Below are 18,555 nucleotides of genomic sequence, written 5' to 3' on the forward strand. Positions count from 1 at the left end.
AAGCGGCATGTTCACGGGTTTCTTCTTCGAACTGCGCAAGGCGGGCGTGCCGGTCTCGCTGAACGAGTACCTGACGCTCATGGAGGCCATGAAGCGCGGCACCGCCGCCTTCCGCGTCGAAGACTTCTATTACCTCAGCCGGGCCTGTCTGGTGAAGGACGAGCGCAATCTCGACCGCTTCGACCGCGTGTTCGGACAGGTCTTCAAGGGGCTGGAAGGGGCGGAGGGCGCCGCGGGCGACGAGATTCCGGTGGTCGACCTGCCGGAGGAATGGCTGCGCAAGCTGGCCGAACGCTTCCTGACCGAGGAGGAGAAGGCGCAGATCCAGGCGCTGGGCGGCTGGCAGAAGCTGATGGAGACGCTGGCGGAGCGGCTGGCCGAACAGAAGGGGCGGCACCAGGGCGGCTCCAAATGGATCGGCACCGCCGGCACCTCGCCCTTCGGCGCCTACGGCTACAACCCGGAGGGCGTGCGCATCGGCCAGAAGGAGTCCCGCCACCGCCGCGCCGTGAAGGTGTGGGACAAGCGGGAGTTCCGGAATCTGGACGATCAGGTCGAGATCGGCACCCGCAACATCAAGGTGGCGCTGCGCCGCCTGCGCAAGTTCGCCCGCACCGGGGCGGCCAGCGAGCTGGACCTGCCCGGCACCATCCGCGCCACCGCCAGCAACGCCGGCTGGCTCGACCTGAAGATGGTCCCGGAGCGGCACAACACGGTGAAGGTGCTGCTGTTCCTCGACATCGGCGGCTCCATGGACGATCACATCCGGCTGGTCGAGGAGCTGTTCTCCGCCGCGCGGGGCGAGTTCAAGCATCTGGAGCACTTCTACTTCCACAACTGCGTCTACGAGAGCGTGTGGCGCGACAACAGGCGCCGCCACGACGAGCGCACCCCGACCTGGGACGTGCTGCACACCTATCCCGCCGACTACAAGCTGGTCTTCGTCGGCGACGCGGCGATGAGCCCCTACGAGATCGCCTATGCCGGCGGCAGCGTCGAGCATTGGAACGAGGAGCCGGGACAGGTCTGGCTGCAGCGGATGCTGTCGGTCTACAGCCGCGCCGTCTGGCTGAACCCCACGCCGGAATCGCGCTGGGGCTACACCGAGAGCACCCGGATGCTGCAGCGGCTTCTCGGCGGACGCATGTACCCGCTGACCCTGCAGGGGCTGGATGCCGCGATGCGGGAACTGGTGCGGTAACGGCACCGTCCGGCGGCCACACCCGACAGATTTCGGTGCGCGCTGATTCGGACGACTCCGGTCGCCGTCCGCCGACGCATGTTCTTCTCAATCTCCGATTGATATTGTGGCGCGCAGATGTGCGTATTCACGCTGGATTGTCTCAGCAATTGAATGAATCTTCGGCCGTTTTCAGAGTCAAGACGTCCGAGTCGTTAAGTTAAGTATCTGAACATTCCTTGAGTTGGTATCTCTATGCGATACAAAACACGTCAAGTTTTCGTTTGTTTTAAACATTGATCGTCATTTTTGCGGCTTCCCGGCAACATTGAAAGGCAAAGGGGTGCCGAGAATCGTTCTGCCTTGAACGCATACGAGTGCATTACCGAGCATGGGCCTCTCGTTCACAGCATGCAGTCGATGAGGTCAGGGGAAAATGGAGGGTGTTCTTGCGCGCATCAGCATCAGCGGGAAAATCTACAGCGTTGTCGCGATCCTGGGAGTGGTGGCTGCCATCATTGGTGGTGTTGGCTCCATCGGAATGCAGACCTACGACGACAAGTTCGACCAGATCCAGAACTGGTCCCGGCGGGCGCTGATCAACGAGCAGATTAACGCTCTGATCTACAAGGTCGTCATGGACAGCCGTGGCATCTATGCCGCGGACGGAACGGCCGACGCCACGCCCTACGCCAAGAACATCCTCGGTGCCACCGGCGAGCTGGAAAAGCTCATGGGCAAGCTGGAGACCCTGCAGCCGCCGGAAAACAAGGCGGCCTTCGGCGAGGTCCAGCAGACGGCCCGCGCGTTCGTCCTGCACCGCAACGAGGTGGCCCGCCTCGGGATGGAGGCCGGCCCGGATAAGGCCCGCGAGCATGGCGACACCACCGAGGGCCGCGGCATCCGCACCAAGCTGGGACAGTTCATGGAGAAGGCCTCCGAACGCAACATGCAGGGCATCGAGAAGGCCAACGAGGAACTGACCGCGGTGAACAGCCTGATGACGACGCTCATGATGGTCGTCGGCATCGGCGGCGGCCTCGGGGCGCTGGCGTTGAGCGTCCTGGTCGCGCGCGTCGGCATCTCCCGTCCCATCGCCGGAATCACCGACGTCATGGCCCGTCTGGCGACGGGCGACACGTCGGTGACGGTCCCGGGCCTCGGCCGTGGCGACGAGATCGGCGGAATGGCCAAGGCCGTGGCGGTCTTCAAGGACAACGCCGTGGACCGCGAGCGCATGAGGGTTGCCGAGGAGGCCGAACTCCGGGCCAAGGAGCGGCGCACCCACGCCGTCGAGGAACTGGTGCAGTCCTTCGACCGGAACGTCTCCGGCATCCTGCGCACCGTCGCGTCGGCCGCCACGGAGCTGGAGGCCACGGCGCAGAGCATGCTGACGACCGCCGACCAGACCAAGGGGCAGGCGGCCAGCACGGCGGCCGCGGCCGAGCAGGCGTCGGTCAACGTGCAGACCGTCGCCGCGGCGACCAACGAGCTGAGCGCGTCGATCAACGAGATCAGCGGTCAGGTCACCCGCTCCACCAGCATCGCCAGCCACGCGGTGGGCGAGGCGCAGCAGACCAACGAACGGGTGCAGGGCCTCGTCGCGCAGGCGCAGCGGATCGGCGACGTGGTGAAGCTCATCACCGACATCGCCTCCCAGACCAACCTGCTGGCTCTCAACGCGACGATCGAGGCGGCCCGCGCCGGGGAGGCCGGCAAGGGCTTCGCGGTCGTGGCGTCGGAGGTGAAGAACCTCGCCAACCAGACCGCCAAGGCGACCGAGGAGATCGCCTCCCAGATCGCCTCCATGCAGGAGGCCACCGGCGGGGCGGCGGCGGCCATCAACGGGATCGGCGACACCATCGGCACCATCAGCGAGATCGCCACGATCATCGCCTCGGCGGTCGAGGAGCAGGGGTCGGCGACCGGCGAGATCGCCCGCAACGTGCAGCAGGCCGCGCAGGGCACCCATCTGGTGACCACCAACATCACCGAGGTCAGCGACGGCGCCACCCAGACCGGCTCCGCCGCCACCCAGGTGCGGGGCGCCGCCGGCGAGCTGTCGCGCCAGTCGGAGGTCCTGCGGACGGAGGTGGAGCGTTTCCTGGCGGGCATCCGCGCCGCGTAAGGGCCGCGTGAAGGGGGCGGGGGTGTGCGGGAACGCGCGCCCTCCGCCCATTCCCTCCTGAACGGACCGAACGGCGTTTGCTGGATCAAAATCCCGTTTTTATCGTCACCGCCAATTCGCATTCGAATGGAGGGGTGACCGTGGCGAAATCCTATCTGGCGTCCTGGAAGAAGGCGAAGGACGGCTTCGAGAAGGCGACGGGCAAGAAGAAGCCTGATCCCAAGAGCCGTTTCGGCAAGCTGTTCAGCAAGATCAGCTCGACCGGCCTGGAAAGCGCGCTGAAGAGCTACGACGCCGCAACCACGGTGAAGGACGCGCAGAAGCACGCCCGCGCCTTCCAATCGGCAGCCGGCAGCTACATCCCCACGCTCGACGCGGCGGGCAAGGCGGCCAAGCAGGACGGCGATGCGGTCTACGCCGAAGCCTGCGCCGACATGGTGGCGTCGTTGAACAAGATCGCCGGCGGCGTTGTGACGGATTTGGAACGGTTCGACGGCCTGCCGAAGACCATCGACGGCTATTTCAAGTCGCCATACTGGTTCAAGCTTCTGCACAAGGTCGCCAAGCAGGAAATGTCGCTCGAGAATGTCGAGCTGTACGACAAGATCCTGAAAGGCAAGCTGTCGAAGGCCGAGCCCGCGGAAGAGGCATACAAGGAATACGTGGCCGTCCGCTCACCCAAGGAAGTGAACATCGGATCGGGAACCCGGAGCGCCTGCAAGAAGTGCGCGGATCAGGGCGCTTGGACCGCCATGCCCTGGGACAAGGTGGCGAAGGATCTGGGCGTCAACCTGGCCGACACCATCGGACGCCTGCACAGCGCGCTCGCCAAGGGCGAGATCTGACGGCCGCCGGCCGGTTGATGTGATCAGGTTGATGTGATCAGGTTGACGGGGCGGGCCTCCGCCGTCACTTTGAGGGGCGGCCCTTCAAAAATGGTCTCGGGAGGCTCCGCCATGTACATCGCCATGAACCGTTTCCGCGTGCGTCCGGACTCGGAGCAGGATTTCGAGGACCTTTGGCTGAACCGCGAGGTCCATCTCAACAAGGTCCCCGGCTTCGTGGAGTTCCACATGCTGCGCGGTCCGCGTTACGAGGACCACCGCCTCTATTCGTCCCACACCGTCTGGGAGTCGGAGGCGGATTTCCAGGCCTGGACCCGCTCGGAGGAGTTCCGCGCCGCCCATCGCGGGGCGGGCGACCGCAAGCCGCTCTATCTCGGCCCGCCGCAGTTCGAGGGCTTCGAGGTGATCCAGACCGTGGGGCGCGAGGGCTGAACCGGCGCCGCCGCGCCTGCGGTCAACCTTTCAGCGCGTCCTCGTCGCCGATCAGGCGATGGGCGATGGCGACGGTGATGAGACCGGCGAGCAGAAGGCCGTATTGCCACAGGCTGGACCAGTCGCCCGTCTGCACGTCGCCCGCCACCGCCTGGACCGGGCGCACGATCAGTTGCCGCAGCAGCGTGATCATCGCCACCTCCAGGAAGACCCGCAGGTGGAAGCGGTTGGTCCGCACATAGTCGACCTCCGCGGAGATCAGCGCGGACAGGGTCCAGACGATGAACAGCACGCCGAGCGCGTGCAAAAAGCCGTGCGCCAACTGGTCCTTCTGGAAGGCCGCCCAGGCTTCCACGAAGAATTCCCAGACCACCATGGCGCTCGCGGCGACCAGGGCGATCGCCAGGACGACGTGCAGCAGCCCGTTGAAGGACTTCAGGGCGCGGATCAGGCCCTGTTCGAGAAGCGAGTTGGACGGGGCGCGGGGAAGCGATTGCAGCATCGGGGCGGGTCGCAAGGTCGAAGGGTGCGGGAAGATAGAAGCCCAACCCAGCGGACGCCCCCGCCGATTTGCGATTGCCGCCATGGGGAAAACGCAAGCATTGCAGATCAGCGTCAAGTCGCCGCATCAGTGGTCCCGGCTTTGCAGGTGGAAAAAAGCGCCGGCCATTGAACTTCGGCCCTGCTTTCGTCTAGGGTCGCTGCGGTCCCTCCGGCTTCGTTCCTTCGAGGGTTTCCCCAGGAGTGAATGGATGCGCGAAACCACCCCCATCACGGTCGCCCGCGGCGACGGCATCGGTCCGGAGATCACCGACGCGGTGCTTCACGTGATGGAGGCCGCCGGCGCCCGCCTGAAGGTGGAGGAGGTGCCGGCGGGCGAGCAGGTCTACCGCCGCGGCCATCTGGGCGGGCTGGACGCCGCCGGCTGGGGGTCGATCCGCCGCACCCGCGTCTTCCTGAAGGGGCCGATCACCACGCCCCAGGGCTACGGCAACAAGTCGCTGAACGTCACCGCGCGCACCACGCTGGGGCTGTTCGCCAACGTGCGGCCCTGCGTCTCGCACCATCCCTATGTCCGCACGCGGCACCCGCGCATGGACGTGGTGATCATCCGCGAGAACGAGGAGGACCTCTACGCCGGGATCGAGCACCGCCAGACCGACGACGTGATCCAGTCGGTCAAGCTGATCTCCCGGCCGGGGTCGGAGCGCATCGTCCGCTACGCCTTCGACTACGCCCGCGCCAACCACCGGCGCAAGGTGACGGCCTTCGTCAAGGACAACGTCATGAAGATGACGGACGGGCTGTTCCTGAAGATCTTCAACGAGATCGCCGCCGAATATCCGGAGATCAAGGCCGACCACCTGATCGTCGACATCGGCGCCGCCCGTCTGGCCGACCAGCCGGAGCGCTTCGACGTGATCGTGACGCTGAACCTCTACGGCGACATCGTGTCGGACATCGCCGCCCAGATCACCGGTTCGGTCGGGCTGGCCGGCTCCGCCAACATCGGCGACGCCTGCGCCATGTTCGAGGCGATCCACGGCTCGGCGCCGATGATCGCGGGGCAGGGGATCGCCAACCCGTCGGGCCTGCTGATGGCCGCGGTGATGATGCTGGTCCACATCGGGCAGGGCGACGTCGCGGCGCGCATCCACAACGCCTGGCTCAAGACCATCGAGGACGGCGTCCACACCGTGGACATCTTCAACCGCGGAGTCAGCCGCCAGCGCGTCGGCACCCACGCCTTCGCCGACGCGGTGGTGGAGCGGCTGGGCCAGATGCCGGTGACGCTTCCCACCGTCGGCTACGCCGTCACCGCGCGGGCCGCCTATGAATCCGGGGTGCGTCTGTCGCCCCGCCGCAAGGCGGTGAAGGAGCTGGTGGGGGTGGACGTGTTCCTGCACTGGCCGGGCGGCAACCCGGACGAGCTGGCCGGGCTGGTCCTGCCGGTGGGCACCCCGGCGCTGCGGCTGTCCAGCATCTCCAACCGCTCTCAGAAGGTCTGGCCGGAGGGCAACATCGGCGTCTTCTGCACCGATCACTGGCGCTGCCGCTTCCTGGCGCCGGAAGGGGTGGCGGTCGGCCATGCCGACATCGTCGAGCTGCTCTCGGGGCTCGCCCGCGCCGGGCTGGATTTCACCCAGACCGAGAACCTGTGCAACTTCGACGGCAAGTCCGGCTTCTCGGCCACCTGAACCGCGACGTGGTGGAAGAGATGTAAACCGCGAAGCGGGGGAATAATCGTCCCCGGCCGGGCGTCCAGACGGGCAGGACATCCTTCCAAGGGGAGCGCCGCCGCATGCCTCTGCCAAAGCCGCCTCCCGAACCTTCTCCAGCGAACGGCCCCCCAGCCACCCCCACGGTGGACGAGCGGGCCATCGCCGCGCAGGTGCCGCGGCTGCGCCGCTACGCCGCCGCGCTGGCCGGCAACCTGTCCGACGCCGACGACCTCGTGCAGGACTGCATCGAGAAGGCGCTCGCCAACCGGCACACGCTGCGGGACGTCACCCGGCTCGGCGGCTGGCTGCTGTCGATCCTGCACAATCTGCACGTCTCCGGCCTGCGCTGGCGCCGCCGCCGCGGGCCGGAGGTGCCGGTGGAGGATCTGGCCAACGATCTGGCGCTCAGCGCCGCCCCCGCCGACCGGGCGGAGGTGCGGGATTTCGTGCGCGCCTTCAACCAGCTGTCGGAGGAGCATCGGGCCGTGCTTCTGCTGACCGGATTGGAAGGGCTGTCCTACCGCGAGGCGGCGGAGGCGTTGGGCGTGCCTGTGGGAACCGTCATGTCGCGGCTGGCCCGCGCGCGGGAGCGGCTGCGCGTCCTGCTGGACGGCGGGACGGAACAGGCGGTGAGGAGGATCAAGTGATGGACACCGAACCGGACGCTCCGGTGACCGAAGCCGACCTGCACGCCTGGATGGACGGCGAATTGCCGGAGGAACGGCGCGGCGAGGTCGAGCGCCATCTCGCGGGCAACCCTGATCTGGCCCGCCGCTTCGACCGCTACCGCGCCCAGCGGACGATGCTCAAGGACACCTTCGGCCCGCTGATCGACCGCCCCCTGCCGGCGGCCCTCGTGCCGCCCTACGGCCGCGCGGCGGTCCGGCCGGCGGCGCGCCCGCGGCGATGGCTTCCGGCGCTGGCCGCCGCGGCGGTCCTGCTGGTCTTCGTCGCCGGCGGGGTGGGCGGCTGGTGGTTGCGCGGTTGGTCGGGCGGGGCGGGCGGCGGCGGCGCGGCCTTCGTCGCCGACGCGGTGGCCGCGCACCGGGTCTTCGCGGTGGAGGTCCGCCATCCCGTGGAGGTCGGGGCCGACCAGGAGGCGCATCTCGTGGGCTGGCTGTCCAAGCGCCTGGGCAAGCCCCTGCAGGCGCCGCGGCTGGCCGGGAAGGGCTACGATCTGGTGGGCGGGCGGCTGCTGTCCGACGCGCGGGGGCCGGCGGCCCAGCTCATGTACCAGGATGCGGCCGGTCGCCGCATCACCCTCTACATCCGGCCGGCCTCCGATGCGCCGGACACCTCCTTCCGGTTTGCCCAGGACGGCAACGTCCAGGCTTTCTACTGGCGGGACAACGGTTTGGCGTGGGCGGTAACGGGCGACCTCGACCGAGTGACCCTTTCGGCCATAGCCGAGGAGGTGTACGGCGCGTTGAACTCATAACACCCACAGACTTATGCACAGGAATGTTGCTCAAGCCCCCTATCCCTCTACCCGGCCATCTGGTAGGTTGGCCGGCGTTGGGCACAAAATATTGCGCCTTATGGAAAACGGCCGTCTGGTCGGAAGGTATATTGGTTAACCAAGTCACCGGTTACCGGACCACGGGAGACAGGGGATGAGTTGGACGGACGAACGGGTTCAGCAGCTTAAGGACCTCTGGGCCCAGGGGCTGAGCGCGAGTGAAATCGCGGACATCCTGGGCGACATCACCCGCAACGCGGTGATCGGAAAGGCGCACCGTCTCGGCTTGTCGGGACGCCCGTCGCCGATCAAGAAGAAGCCGACCCGCGGCGCGACGATCCTCGCTTTGACCGAGCGCATGTGCAAGTGGCCGGTCGGCGACCCGAAGCACCAGGACTTCCATTTCTGCGGCAAGCCCTCGCTGCCGGGCCTGCCTTACTGCGCCGAGCACGCGGCGGTGGCCTACCAGCCGGCGTCCTCCGGCAAGAAGCGCGACGAGGACCGCAACACCGGCGACCGCAACGTCGGCGCCGCCTAGACTTCGCCGGATTTCTCCGCCGGATTTCCGGAATTCGGGCGCTCTTCACGCGGGCGCCCGCCCGACGCGACCAGCGGCATGATCGCTTCGAGATCGGCGCCGATCAAATGGGCGCCGCGGTGATCGCCCACCAGCTTCCGGCGATCAGCATCGCCGACACTCCCGCCGCCGCCACGCCCAGCCCCAGACCGGCGGCGACCGCCAGACCGTCCTTCACGATCAGCCCCAGCGCGATCACCAGCACCGCCAAACCGGGCAGGGTGTTGCCGAACGGGATGGGCAGGGCGATCAGAACGCCCATCACCAATACGAAGATGCCCAGCGGCCGCAGCACCCCCTGATGGGTCAGCGACGGCCAGCGCGTGCGCAGCCGGGCCTCAAGCCGCTCGACCAGCGGCGTGCCCTTCTCCACGATCTTGTCAAGCGTGGTGCGCGCCACGCGGCGGCGGCCAAGCCAGCCCGGCACCTCCAAACGGTCGCGGCCGACGATCATCTGTATGGCCACCAACGCCAGCACCGTGCCGAAGATCAGACCCGCCGGCAGTCCCGGCGTCGGCACCACGGCGGGGATCGCCAGCGCCAGCAGCAGGAAACCCGGCGCGCGGTCGCCGAGATGGCCCAGGACCTCCCCCAGCGTCGGCTTGTCGCCGGTCATGCGCCCGCGCAGCTTTTTGAGCAGCGCGGACGCCCGTGCCGGGTCCTTCGTGTCCATGACCTGTCCCAACTCCCTGTTCCATCGTCGCCGCGTGGATGTGGTGGCGCGGTGGCGCAGAGGAAAGGGGGGCGGACACGGCGGGGGGTCAGTACTCCTCGACCTCGTGCTTCAGCTGGACGAGGCGGCCGCTCAGCAGCGACAGCATGAGCTGCACCAGCATCTCGTGGACGATCAGCGTGTGATTGTTGCCGCTGTCCTGCATGTGCTGGCGCAGCGCCTCGCGCACCTTCGGGACACCGGTCACGTCGATCAGCACGTCCACCGCCTCGCCGAGCCGGGCGAGGTCCATGAAGTCGGTCGTCGTGGCGACGCCGCGCTCGCGGGCGAGCCGCATGCCGGGCGCCTCGGCGTCGAGGTCGGCGACGCCGAGGATCTCGACGAAGGGAGCGTCCAGGAGCTGCGTCAGCAGGGGCGTTCCGGTTTCGCCGGCGCCGATCACGGCGATGCGGAAGATGTCCTTGGCCATGGGAAAAGTCTCGAGTTCCGGTTCATCAGGTCCGCGCCGGCATCGCGCCGCGCGGGCAAGAAAAAAGCGGGGAGCCGAAACTCCCCGCCGCAACCTTACATCGACCCGGCGTCCCGTTTGACCGGGACGCGTCGTCGCACCTGACGCGGAACTGGCGTTACGCCCAGGCGGCCATCTTCTTCTGCAGGTTCTCGTCCAGCTTGTCGAGGAACTGCTTGGTGGTCAGCCAGGGCTGCTCCGGACCGATGAGGATCGCGAGATCCTTGGTCATGAAGCCCGACTCGACGGTCTCGACGCAGACGCGCTCCAGCGTCTCGGCGAACTTCACGACGTCCGGCGTGTTGTCGAACTTGCCGCGGTAGGCCAGACCCTGCGTCCAGGCGTAGATCGAGGCGATCGGGTTGGTGGAGGTTTCCTTGCCCTTCTGGTGCTCGCGGTAGTGGCGGGTCACCGTGCCGTGGGCGGCCTCCGCCTCGACGGTCTTGCCGTCCGGCGTGATCAGCACCGAGGTCATCAGGCCCAGCGAGCCGAAGCCCTGCGCCACGACGTCCGACTCCACGTCGCCGTCGTAGTTCTTGCAGGCCCACACGAAGCCGCCTTCCCACTTCAGGGCCGAGGCGACCATGTCGTCGATCAGGCGGTGCTCGTAGACGAGGCCCTTGGCCTTGAACTGGGCGGCGTAATGCTCGTCGAACACCTTCTGGAAGATGTCCTTGAAGCGCCCGTCATAGGCCTTGAGGATCGTGTTCTTGGTGGACAGGTAGACCGGGTAGCCGCGCTCCAGGCCGTACATGAAGCTGGAGTGGGCGAAGCCCTCGATCGACTCGTCCAGGTTGTACATGCCCATGGCGACGCCGCCGCCGGGGAAATCGTACACCTCGTGCTCGATCGGCTCGCCGCCGCCTTCCGGCACCCACTTGATGGTCAGCTTGCCCTTGCCGGGAACGACGAAGTCGGTGGCCTTGTACTGGTCGCCGAAGGCGTGGCGGCCGATGATGATCGGCTTGGTCCAGCCCGGAACGTAGCGCGGAACGTTGGAGCAGACGATCGGCTCGCGGAAGACGGTGCCGCCCAGGATGTTGCGGATCGTGCCGTTCGGCGACTTCCACATCTTCTTGAGATTGAACTCCGTCACCCGCGCCTCGTCCGGGGTGATGGTCGCGCACTTGACGCCGACGCCGTACTGCTTGATCGCGTTGGCCGATTCGACCGTCACCCGGTCGTCCGTCTTGTCGCGGTTCTCGACGCTGAGATCGTAGTATTTCAGGTCGATGTCGAGGTACGGCAGGATCAGCTTGTCCTTGATGAACTGCCAGATGATGCGCGTCATCTCGTCGCCGTCGAGTTCGACGACCGGATTGGCTACCTTGATCTTCGTCATGGGTGCGAGTTCTCCCCGAACGGGTAGGGGTTGTCTTATGCTTGGACGCCGGGCGCGCTGTGCGAGGGCACGGGCCGGGGCGTCCATCCGAAGACGGGCCCCGGTTCCCCGGACGGAAACGGATGGCGGTTATATAGCACCGGGGCACTGCCGAAAGAAAGGACCGCGGGGCATCAAAACAGACGATATCGCGCTGAAAACGGCGCAATTTGCGCGATCTGGTCCTACCACTTGGCCTTTTCAGAGCTTTTGTGTGGGAATCTTCAACGCGGGCTCCGGTTCATGGGCCAGTGCGGCAAACACGTCATCCACGTCATCGACGACGGTGTACAGCGCGCGGTGCGCCGGCTGGGTGAAACCCTGCGCCACCGTATGGTCGATCAGGCCGAGCAAGGGGCGCCAGTAGCCGTCGACATCCACGATCAGCACCGGCTTGTCGTGCAGGCCCAGCTGCTTCCAGGTCAGGACCTCGAACGCCTCGTCCAGCGTGCCGAGGCCGCCCGGCAGCACCACGAAGGCGTCGGCCCGGTCGACCATCATGCGCTTGCGGGTGTGCATGCTGTCGACGACGTGCAGCTCGGTCAGGCCGGTGTGCTCGATCTCGGCGGCCTGGATGTGTTCCGGGATGATGCCGACGACCTGGCCCCCGGCGGCGAGCGCTGCGTCGGCGGCGATTCCCATCAGCCCGACCCGCCCGCCGCCGTAGACGAGCCGGATGCCCCGCTGGGCCAGCCCGTCGCCCAACATATGGGCGGCCTCCTTGTGGACAGCGGCGACGCGGCTGGATGAGCCGCAATAGACGCAGACGGAATTCAGGGCTTTCATCGCTCACCCTTTCTCGCCGGTTGGGTACACGTTCCGGTGACTGTTCCGGTGCGTCCGGCGGGGTCACCTAAAGCAAGGGAATAGCAAAGCCGGGGCGACGTCTACCCGGACATCGGACTTCAGCCCATCGGGAGGGATCATTATGGATTCGCGCGTCGTCAACGCCCTGGCCGCCATCTCGGTGGCCACGTTCCTGTTCCTCGGCTTCGGTGGCGGGATCGGCTTTCTGGTCGGCGGGGGCAAGGCGAACGCGGGCGGCGGCACGGCGGTTCAGGCCACGGAAACCAGCGTCTCCGCGGCCGACCTCTCCTCCGGCCGCCATTCCGAGACGGTCGCCAAGCTGGAGAAGTGAGTCTGGAGACGTGGGCGCGGGGACCGTCCCGCCCGACGGCGCGAAGGCGGTGCGCGGGTCCCGATGCGGCTATGCGTCTGCTCCATCGGCGGTGTTCAGTTCCACCGCCGCAATCTGCTATCCTTTCCGCAGGCCGGCGTGTCCGCCGGCAATGATGCGGCGGTGCTCCGGTGAAGCAAGCTCTCCTGTTCGGCGGTGCGGCGGCGGCGGCCGCCGCCGTGGTCGCGTATCTGGCCTTCGATCCGGCCCCCACGCCGGGCTCCCGCGCCGGAACGGCCGGGTCCGGAACAACCGTCGCGCTGGGCAGCGTGACCCCGGTCAAGCCGCCGGCCAACGCGCCCGCTCCGGCGAAGGCCGCGGAGGAGCCCGCCGGTCCACGCTTCGACATCGTGCGCGTCGCCCCGGACGGCGCCACCGTGATGGCCGGCCGCGCCACGCCGGGCTCCTCGGTGACCGTCCATGACGGGGAGCGCTCGCTCGGCTCCGTCAACGCCGACGCGCGCGGCGAGTGGGTCCTTCTTCCCGACCAGCCCCTGGCCCCCGGCGCCCGCGAACTGAGCCTGTCGGAGAAGGCGACCCCGGCCGCCGACCCGACTCCGTCGGAGCGCGTCGTGGTGGTCGTGGTGCCCGACCCGCCGCCCGCCACCGGCGGTGCGTCTTCGGAAGCGCCCACCGGGCCGCTGGCCGTCGCCATGCCGCGCGGCGGGTTGGGCGACGGGCAGGGCGGCAGCACCGTGCTCCAGGCACCGAAGGGGCCGGCCGCCCCCGCGACCCGCGGCGTGGCGGCCCCGCCGCCGCCGGGAGGCGTGTCGCTGGAAAGCATGGATTACGACGCTTCGGGGCAGGTCGCCATGGGTGGCCGGGCGCAGCCGGGCAGCGCCGTTCAGCTCTATCTCGACAATCTTCTGGTCGGGAGCGCCCACACCGACCCGAACGGCCAGTGGCGGCTGCGCCCGGAGCGCGCCGTGCCGCCGGGCGTCTACACGCTGCGCGCCGATCAGGTGACCGACTCGGGCAAGGTCACCGCCCGCGTCGAGCTGCCGGTTCAGGTGTCGGAGGTTCCGGCCAACCTGCCGGACGGTCGGTCGATGGTCGTCCAGCCCGGCAACAGCCTGTGGCGGATCGCCCGCTCCACCTACGGACACGGCGTGCAGTACACGCTGATCTACGAGGCCAACCGCGGCCAGATCCGCGACCCGGACCTGATCTATCCCGGCCAGATCTTCGCTCTGCCGGTTTCGAATTAGGCCGGTTTCGAACGAGGCTTTACAGATACGGGGCGAGCAGGCGCAGGAAGGGCCGTGCCTGCTGGAGCGCGACCACCGTCTGGTGGATCAGATCCTCCGGCGTCGCCTGCCCCTCGAACTCGGCTTCGGAGAACAGCAGGATCTTCTGGCCCTCCTGGACGAGGAAGCGCGTTCCCCGTCGGTCCTGGATGCCGCGCAGGATCGCCAGCAGCTGGCGCCGCCGCTCCGGCGACTGGGCGGTGTAGGGGATGTGGCCGATCTCCGCCCACACCTGCGAGCGCGACGTTTCCCCGTCGAAGCCCACGGCGATGCTGAAGGGCAGCCCGTCGGCCATGAAGTGCAACCGCGCCGGGCGCGGCGGCTGGGCGATGCCCAGGACGCCCTCGGGGGTCATCACGAAGGTGTCGGGGCTGAAGGGCAGGGCGGTCTGCGAGACCTGCGCGAGCGACGGCATGGCCTGAAGGCGGGCGGCGGGAACGGACACGGTGGCTCGCTCATTCCTGTGGTGTCGGTGGCGTCACTCTCCACCTTCCCTGCTAAAATTCTGTAAAGGGCGGGGGATGCTGTCTAGAATGCGCCGCTCCAACGATCCGAGGCTGAAGTAACCGGCGATGTCCGCCCTCAATACCGTAGTCGTTCCGATCCACCGCGCCGGCTGGCCCTTCATCGCCGCCTTCGCCGTGGTCTCCCTGATTCTCGGGCTTGCCGTGGCGAAGCCGCTGGGCTGGCTGGGTCTCGTGCTCACCCTGTGGTGCGTGTATTTCTTCCGCGATCCCGATCGCGTGACGCCGACGCGCCCCGGCCTGCTGGTCAGCCCCGCCGACGGGCGCGTGACCATGATCGTTCCCGCGGTTCCGCCGCCGGAGCTGGGCATGGGCGACAAGCCGCTGACCCGCGTCAGCATCTTCCTCAACGTCTTCAACGTGCACGTCAACCGCGTGCCGGCGGACGGCACGGTGGTCGCGGCGGAGTATCACAAGGGCACCTTCGTGAACGCCGCGCTGGACAAGGCCAGCGAGGAGAACGAGCGCGCCGCCTTCCGCCACCGTCTTCCCGACGGGCGTGAGATTGCCTATGTGCAGATCGCCGGCCTCGTCGCCCGCCGCATCCTCTACTGGGTGAAGGCCGGCCAGGAGGTCAAGGCGGGCGAGCGGTTCGGCCTGATCCGATTCGGCAGCCGCACCGACGTCTATCTGCCGGACGGCGTGGCCCCGCTGGTCTGCGTCGGGCAGACGGCGATCGGCGGCGAGACCGTGCTGGCCGACCTGACCACCACCGAACCGCAACGGCAGGGGGATGTCCGCCGATGAAGCGTCCGGTCTTCAAGCCGGCAGTGTTCCGCAAGCGCCGGGCGCGCCGTCCGCATCCGCGGCTGAAGGGGTTGTCGATCAACCATCTTCTGCCCAACGTGCTGACGGTGCTGGCGCTGTGCTCCGGCCTGACGGCCATCCGCTTCGCTATGCACGAGCGGTGGGAGCAGGCGGTGGTCTGCATCGTCATCGCGGCGATCTTCGACGCGCTGGACGGGCGGATCGCCCGCCTGCTGAACGGGCAGAGCAAGTTCGGCGCCGAGCTGGACAGCCTGTCCGACGTCATCAGCTTCGGCGTGGCCCCCGCCTTCATGATGTATCTGTGGGCGCTGAACGGCGCCGGCAGCCTGGGCTGGATCGCCGCCATGGCCTACGCCGTCTGCGCGGCGCTGCGGCTCGCCCGCTTCAACTCCCGCCTGGACGTCGACCTGCCGCCCTGGGCCTTCAACTACTTCACGGGGGTTCCCGCCCCGGCGGGCGCCGGTCTGGCCGTGCTGCCCATGGTCATCGGCTTCGAGGCCGGGCCGGACATCGCCGGCCACCCGGCCGTCGTCGTGCCCTGGACGCTGGCGATGGGCGGGCTGATGGTCAGCACGCTGCCGACCTTCTCCTTCAAGGGCATGCGGGTGCCGACCCAGTATGTGGTGCCGGGACTGGTCGGCGTCGGCCTGCTCGCCGCCTCGCTGGTCAGTCAGCCCTGGTGGACCCTGGCCTTCCTCGGGCTGGCCTATCTGGCGAGCCTGCCCTTCTCGGTGGCGCAGTTCCGCAAGCTGCAGCACGCCGCCCAGCTGATGCAGGAGGCGGAGGAGCCGCCGGCCGAGGAGGCCGTGGCCCCCGCTCCGGACGCGCCATCCTCGCCGGAAACGGCAAGGACGGCCGACGTCACGAAGACGGCCAACGACTGAACGGACAAAGACTGAGCGGCAGGCCCGCCGTTGCCGTCACTCGGCGGCGGCGGGCAGGTCCAGGGGGACGGTCCGCTCGGTCACGGCGACCGTCAGGACCATCGGGATCTGGCGCAGGCAATTGCCGACATGGTTCGATTCCGCGGTCACCATGCCGGTCACCTCGACCTCCACGGTCAGCGTTTCGCCCAGCAGGCGGCTGCTCAGCGACAGGGGGACAAGGCCGCGCTTGGCGAACAGCACCAGCACGCGGGGCAGGGTGCCGGGATCGGCGTCGGCCTGCACGGCGAAGCGGACGAGACGGTTCGGATCGGTCGGACGGGATTCGGCGGCGGGAGCCGCCAGCGTGACGGTTGAGAGCGTGACGGTTGACATGGATCGGTCTTGCCTAAGTCTTGAGTCGATGAGTGCAGGATCAGACCTGCAGACGTGCGAAAACCCCGGCTCTCACGCGAGAACCGGGCTGCTAATTCGCAGACCCAGGGTAAGGCAACGGTCCATCATGGGCGTCAGGATAGGGCGATGGGCGGCCATGGTCAATGGAGTCGGGGTGCGATAAACCCTCTCCCCAGAGGGAGAGGGGATATAGGCGGCGGCAACCATTAAATTCCATCCAACAGGACACGCGGGTCATGAATGACAACGGCATCCTCATCCGCCCGGCCGAGCCGGACGACGCGCCCGACCTGGCGCGGCTGATCGACATGGCCGGCGGCGGCGTCTACGAATTCCTGCTCGACGGGCTGGTGCCCGGCCAGACGGCGGCGGAGATGCTGGTGCCGGGGCTGGCGGGCACGTCGGGGTCGTTCTCCCACCGCCATTCGGGCGTGGCGGAGGTGGCGGGGCGCATCGTCGGGGTCGTCCACGCCTACCCTGTGGATTGGATCAAGACCCAGGACTACAGCGGACTGCCCGTCGACCGGCTGGCCCACATGGAGGATTTCAACCGCGTGCACGACTGGGGCAGCTATTTCCTGTCGGCGCTGGCCGTCGACCCGGCGTGGCGCCGCCAAGGCGTCGCCTCCCGGCTTCTCGCCTGGGTCTATGAGCGGGCGCGCCGCGGCCGGTTCGACCGGGTGACGCTGCATGTCTGGGCCGACAACGCCGACGCGCGCCGGCTCTATGCCAAGGAGGGCTTCGCCGAGATCGGCCGCGCCGACATCCCCTGGCACGAGCGGCTGCCGCACCAGGGGGGAAGCGTGCTGCTCCGGCGCGCGGTCTAGTTACCGGCCCGGCTTCAGCTGGTCGCGGGTCAGCCAGAAGACCTCGCCGAAGCTGTTGGCGGTCTCCACCCAGAAGAAGTCGAGGTCCGGGTACTCGGCCTCCAGGATCTCGCGGCCCGTGCCGAACTCGCAGAGCAGGCCGCCTTCCGGAGTCAGGTGCTTGGGCGCCTCCTTCAGGATGCGGCGGACGATGTCCAGCCCGTCCTCGCCCGAGGCCAGGGCCATCTGCGGCTCATGGCGGAACTCCGGCGGCAGGTTGGCCATCGCCTCGGCGTCCACATAGGGCGGGTTGGTGATGATGACGTCGTACTTGCGGTTCTTCAGCGGCGCGAACAGGTCGCCGTGGTGCAGGGCGATGCGGTCCTCGAACCCGCTGTCCGCCACGTTGCGCTTGGCCACCTCCAGCGCGTCGGCGGACAGGTCCACCGCGTCCACCTGGGCCTCCGGGAAGATCTGGGCGGCCAGGATGGCGAGGCAGCCGGAGCCGGTGCAGAGGTCGAGAACCCGCTCGACCTCCGTCGGGTCCTCCACCAGCGTGAAGTCGTCGCCGCCGATCAGGTCGGAGAACAGGATTTCCCCGATGTAGGAGCGCGGGACGATCACCCGCTCGTCCACATAGAAGGGGATGCCCTGGATGTAGGCCTTGTTCAGCAGGTAGGAGGCCGGCTTGCGCGTCTCCACGCGGGCGTGCAGCAGGTCGGCGACCTTGCGGCGCTCCGCCAGGGTCAGCCGGGCGTCCACATAGGGGTCGAGCTGGTCGATGGGCAGGCTCAGCCCTTCCAGCACCATGAACACCGCCTCGTCATGGGCGTTGGTGGTGCCGTGGCCGTAGTCCAGATCGGCCTCGTTGAAGCGGCTGACGCCGTAGCGGATCAGGTCGCGGACGGTGCGCAGCTCGGTCGCCGCGTCGGCGGGGGTGAGGTCCAGGGAGGGCTTGGTCACTTACAGGATCTCCAGAACGCTTTCCGGCGGACGGCCCACGCGGGCCTTGTCGCCCGTGACGACGATGGGCCGCTCGATGGCGGCGGGGTTGGCGGACAATGCGTCGATCAGGGCGTCGCCGTCGAGATCCTTGGCGATCCCGGCCTCCGCCGCCTCCTTGGCGCGCAGGATGTCGCGCGGGCCCTTGCCCAGCTTGCCCAGGATGGCCTTCAGCTCCGCCGGGCCGGGCGGGGTCTTCAGATACTCCACGACGGTGGGCTCGACGCCCCTGGACCTCAGAAGCTCCAGCGTCTGGCGCGACTTGGTGCAGCGCGGGTTGTGGTAGATGGTGACGTCGCTCATCCCGGTTTTTCCCTCGCTCTTGGCGGCCCAGTGATTGCCCGTG

At 68.0% G+C, this 18,555-nt stretch carries 22 protein-coding genes; 13 read left to right on the forward strand and 9 right to left on the reverse strand.

Annotated features, from left to right (window positions below; translation table 11 throughout):
* Positions 1 to 7 precede the first annotated feature (7 nt).
* From TSH58p_RS15695 to TSH58p_RS15710, 4 genes are all read left to right on the forward strand, one after another.
* A complete protein-coding gene (locus TSH58p_RS15695; protein ID WP_109070582.1) occupies positions 8 to 1,201 on the forward strand; it encodes a VWA domain-containing protein in 1,194 nt (397 codons plus the stop codon).
* A gap of 415 nt (positions 1,202 to 1,616) precedes the next feature.
* On the forward strand, positions 1,617 to 3,308 hold the full coding sequence (locus TSH58p_RS15700; RefSeq protein WP_109070581.1) for a methyl-accepting chemotaxis protein: 1,692 nt from the start codon (positions 1,617 to 1,619) through the stop codon (positions 3,306 to 3,308).
* Between the two features lie 140 nt (positions 3,309 to 3,448).
* On the forward strand, positions 3,449 to 4,153 hold the full coding sequence (locus TSH58p_RS15705) for a hypothetical protein (protein ID WP_146205892.1): 705 nt from the start codon (positions 3,449 to 3,451) through the stop codon (positions 4,151 to 4,153).
* Positions 4,154 to 4,264: 111 nt separating this feature from the next.
* On the forward strand, positions 4,265 to 4,585 hold the full coding sequence (locus TSH58p_RS15710; RefSeq protein WP_109070579.1) for an antibiotic biosynthesis monooxygenase: 321 nt from the start codon (positions 4,265 to 4,267) through the stop codon (positions 4,583 to 4,585).
* Positions 4,586 to 4,607: 22 nt separating this feature from the next.
* On the opposite strand, the gene TSH58p_RS15715 is transcribed toward TSH58p_RS15710, so the two are convergent.
* Positions 4,608 to 5,087, reverse strand: a complete 480-nt coding sequence (locus TSH58p_RS15715; RefSeq protein ID WP_014240946.1) for a phosphate-starvation-inducible PsiE family protein — start codon at positions 5,085 to 5,087, stop codon at positions 4,608 to 4,610.
* Between the two features lie 250 nt (positions 5,088 to 5,337).
* Here TSH58p_RS15715 and TSH58p_RS15720 point away from each other — a divergent pair, with 250 nt between their 5' ends.
* From TSH58p_RS15720 to TSH58p_RS15735, 4 genes are all read left to right on the forward strand, one after another.
* On the forward strand, positions 5,338 to 6,783 hold the full coding sequence (locus tag TSH58p_RS15720) for an NADP-dependent isocitrate dehydrogenase (RefSeq protein ID WP_109070578.1): 1,446 nt from the start codon (positions 5,338 to 5,340) through the stop codon (positions 6,781 to 6,783).
* Between the two features lie 104 nt (positions 6,784 to 6,887).
* Entirely contained in the window at positions 6,888 to 7,454 is a 567-nt protein-coding gene (locus TSH58p_RS15725) for an RNA polymerase sigma factor (protein ID WP_109070577.1), read from the forward strand.
* Positions 7,454 to 8,245 carry an anti-sigma factor gene (locus tag TSH58p_RS15730; RefSeq protein ID WP_109070576.1) on the forward strand — a complete coding sequence of 264 codons (792 nt, stop codon included), beginning with the start codon at positions 7,454 to 7,456 and terminating at the stop codon, positions 8,243 to 8,245. Before TSH58p_RS15725 ends, TSH58p_RS15730 begins: the two co-directional genes overlap by 1 nt.
* 175 nt (positions 8,246 to 8,420) lie before the next feature.
* The gene (locus TSH58p_RS15735) at positions 8,421 to 8,804 is read left to right on the forward strand and encodes a GcrA family cell cycle regulator (RefSeq protein WP_094302970.1); all 384 of its coding nucleotides are present in this window, start codon (positions 8,421 to 8,423) and stop codon (positions 8,802 to 8,804) included.
* Between the two features lie 103 nt (positions 8,805 to 8,907).
* Here TSH58p_RS15735 and TSH58p_RS15740 read toward each other — a convergent pair whose 3' ends face one another.
* The 4 genes from TSH58p_RS15740 to TSH58p_RS15755 form a co-directional block, all read right to left on the reverse strand.
* Positions 8,908 to 9,516, reverse strand: coding sequence for an exopolysaccharide biosynthesis protein (locus TSH58p_RS15740; RefSeq protein WP_109070575.1), 609 nt, complete (start codon positions 9,514 to 9,516; stop codon positions 8,908 to 8,910).
* 88 nt (positions 9,517 to 9,604) lie between these two features.
* A complete protein-coding gene (locus tag TSH58p_RS15745) occupies positions 9,605 to 9,985 on the reverse strand; it encodes an oxidoreductase (RefSeq protein WP_109070574.1) in 381 nt (126 codons plus the stop codon).
* 157 nt (positions 9,986 to 10,142) lie between these two features.
* On the reverse strand, positions 10,143 to 11,366 hold the full coding sequence (locus tag TSH58p_RS15750) for an NADP-dependent isocitrate dehydrogenase (RefSeq protein ID WP_109070573.1): 1,224 nt from the start codon (positions 11,364 to 11,366) through the stop codon (positions 10,143 to 10,145).
* 240 nt (positions 11,367 to 11,606) lie between these two features.
* On the reverse strand, positions 11,607 to 12,191 hold the full coding sequence (locus TSH58p_RS15755; protein WP_109070572.1) for a TIGR00730 family Rossman fold protein: 585 nt from the start codon (positions 12,189 to 12,191) through the stop codon (positions 11,607 to 11,609).
* Positions 12,192 to 12,333: 142 nt separating this feature from the next.
* Between TSH58p_RS15755 and TSH58p_RS15760 the strand changes: the two genes are divergently transcribed.
* Positions 12,334 to 12,543 carry a hypothetical protein gene (locus tag TSH58p_RS15760; protein WP_109070571.1) on the forward strand — a complete coding sequence of 70 codons (210 nt, stop codon included), beginning with the start codon at positions 12,334 to 12,336 and terminating at the stop codon, positions 12,541 to 12,543.
* Between the two features lie 170 nt (positions 12,544 to 12,713).
* Complete coding sequence (locus TSH58p_RS15765; RefSeq protein WP_109070570.1) at positions 12,714 to 13,790, forward strand: LysM peptidoglycan-binding domain-containing protein; 1,077 nt, start codon at positions 12,714 to 12,716, stop codon at positions 13,788 to 13,790.
* A 19-nt stretch (positions 13,791 to 13,809) separates the two neighbouring features.
* Here the strand turns inward: TSH58p_RS15765 and TSH58p_RS15770 are convergent, their stop codons facing one another.
* Positions 13,810 to 14,274: a hypothetical protein gene (locus tag TSH58p_RS15770; RefSeq protein WP_109070569.1), complete on the reverse strand. Its 465-nt coding sequence runs from the start codon at positions 14,272 to 14,274 to the stop codon at positions 13,810 to 13,812.
* Between the two features lie 127 nt (positions 14,275 to 14,401).
* Between TSH58p_RS15770 and TSH58p_RS15775 the strand changes: the two genes are divergently transcribed.
* Positions 14,402 to 15,100 carry a phosphatidylserine decarboxylase gene (locus tag TSH58p_RS15775; protein WP_109070568.1) on the forward strand — a complete coding sequence of 233 codons (699 nt, stop codon included), beginning with the start codon at positions 14,402 to 14,404 and terminating at the stop codon, positions 15,098 to 15,100.
* Positions 15,097 to 16,005, forward strand: coding sequence for a CDP-diacylglycerol--serine O-phosphatidyltransferase (gene pssA / locus TSH58p_RS15780; protein WP_109070567.1), 909 nt, complete (start codon positions 15,097 to 15,099; stop codon positions 16,003 to 16,005). Before TSH58p_RS15775 ends, pssA begins: the two co-directional genes overlap by 4 nt.
* Before the next feature lie 36 nt (positions 16,006 to 16,041).
* Here the strand turns inward: pssA and TSH58p_RS15785 are convergent, their stop codons facing one another.
* The gene (locus tag TSH58p_RS15785) at positions 16,042 to 16,380 is read right to left on the reverse strand and encodes a hypothetical protein (RefSeq protein ID WP_109070566.1); all 339 of its coding nucleotides are present in this window, start codon (positions 16,378 to 16,380) and stop codon (positions 16,042 to 16,044) included.
* 257 nt (positions 16,381 to 16,637) lie between these two features.
* Between TSH58p_RS15785 and TSH58p_RS15790 the strand changes: the two genes are divergently transcribed.
* Complete coding sequence (locus TSH58p_RS15790; RefSeq protein WP_109070565.1) at positions 16,638 to 17,228, forward strand: GNAT family N-acetyltransferase; 591 nt, start codon at positions 16,638 to 16,640, stop codon at positions 17,226 to 17,228.
* Here TSH58p_RS15790 and prmB read toward each other — a convergent pair whose 3' ends face one another.
* A complete protein-coding gene (gene prmB / locus TSH58p_RS15795) occupies positions 17,229 to 18,170 on the reverse strand; it encodes a 50S ribosomal protein L3 N(5)-glutamine methyltransferase (RefSeq protein ID WP_109070564.1) in 942 nt (313 codons plus the stop codon).
* Positions 18,171 to 18,512 carry an arsenate reductase (glutaredoxin) gene (gene arsC, locus TSH58p_RS15800; protein ID WP_109070563.1) on the reverse strand — a complete coding sequence of 114 codons (342 nt, stop codon included), beginning with the start codon at positions 18,510 to 18,512 and terminating at the stop codon, positions 18,171 to 18,173. It lies immediately after the preceding gene.
* Positions 18,513 to 18,555 lie beyond the last annotated feature (43 nt).

This window comes from Azospirillum sp. TSH58 (assembly GCF_003119115.1).
GTDB lineage: Bacteria > Pseudomonadota > Alphaproteobacteria > Azospirillales > Azospirillaceae > Azospirillum.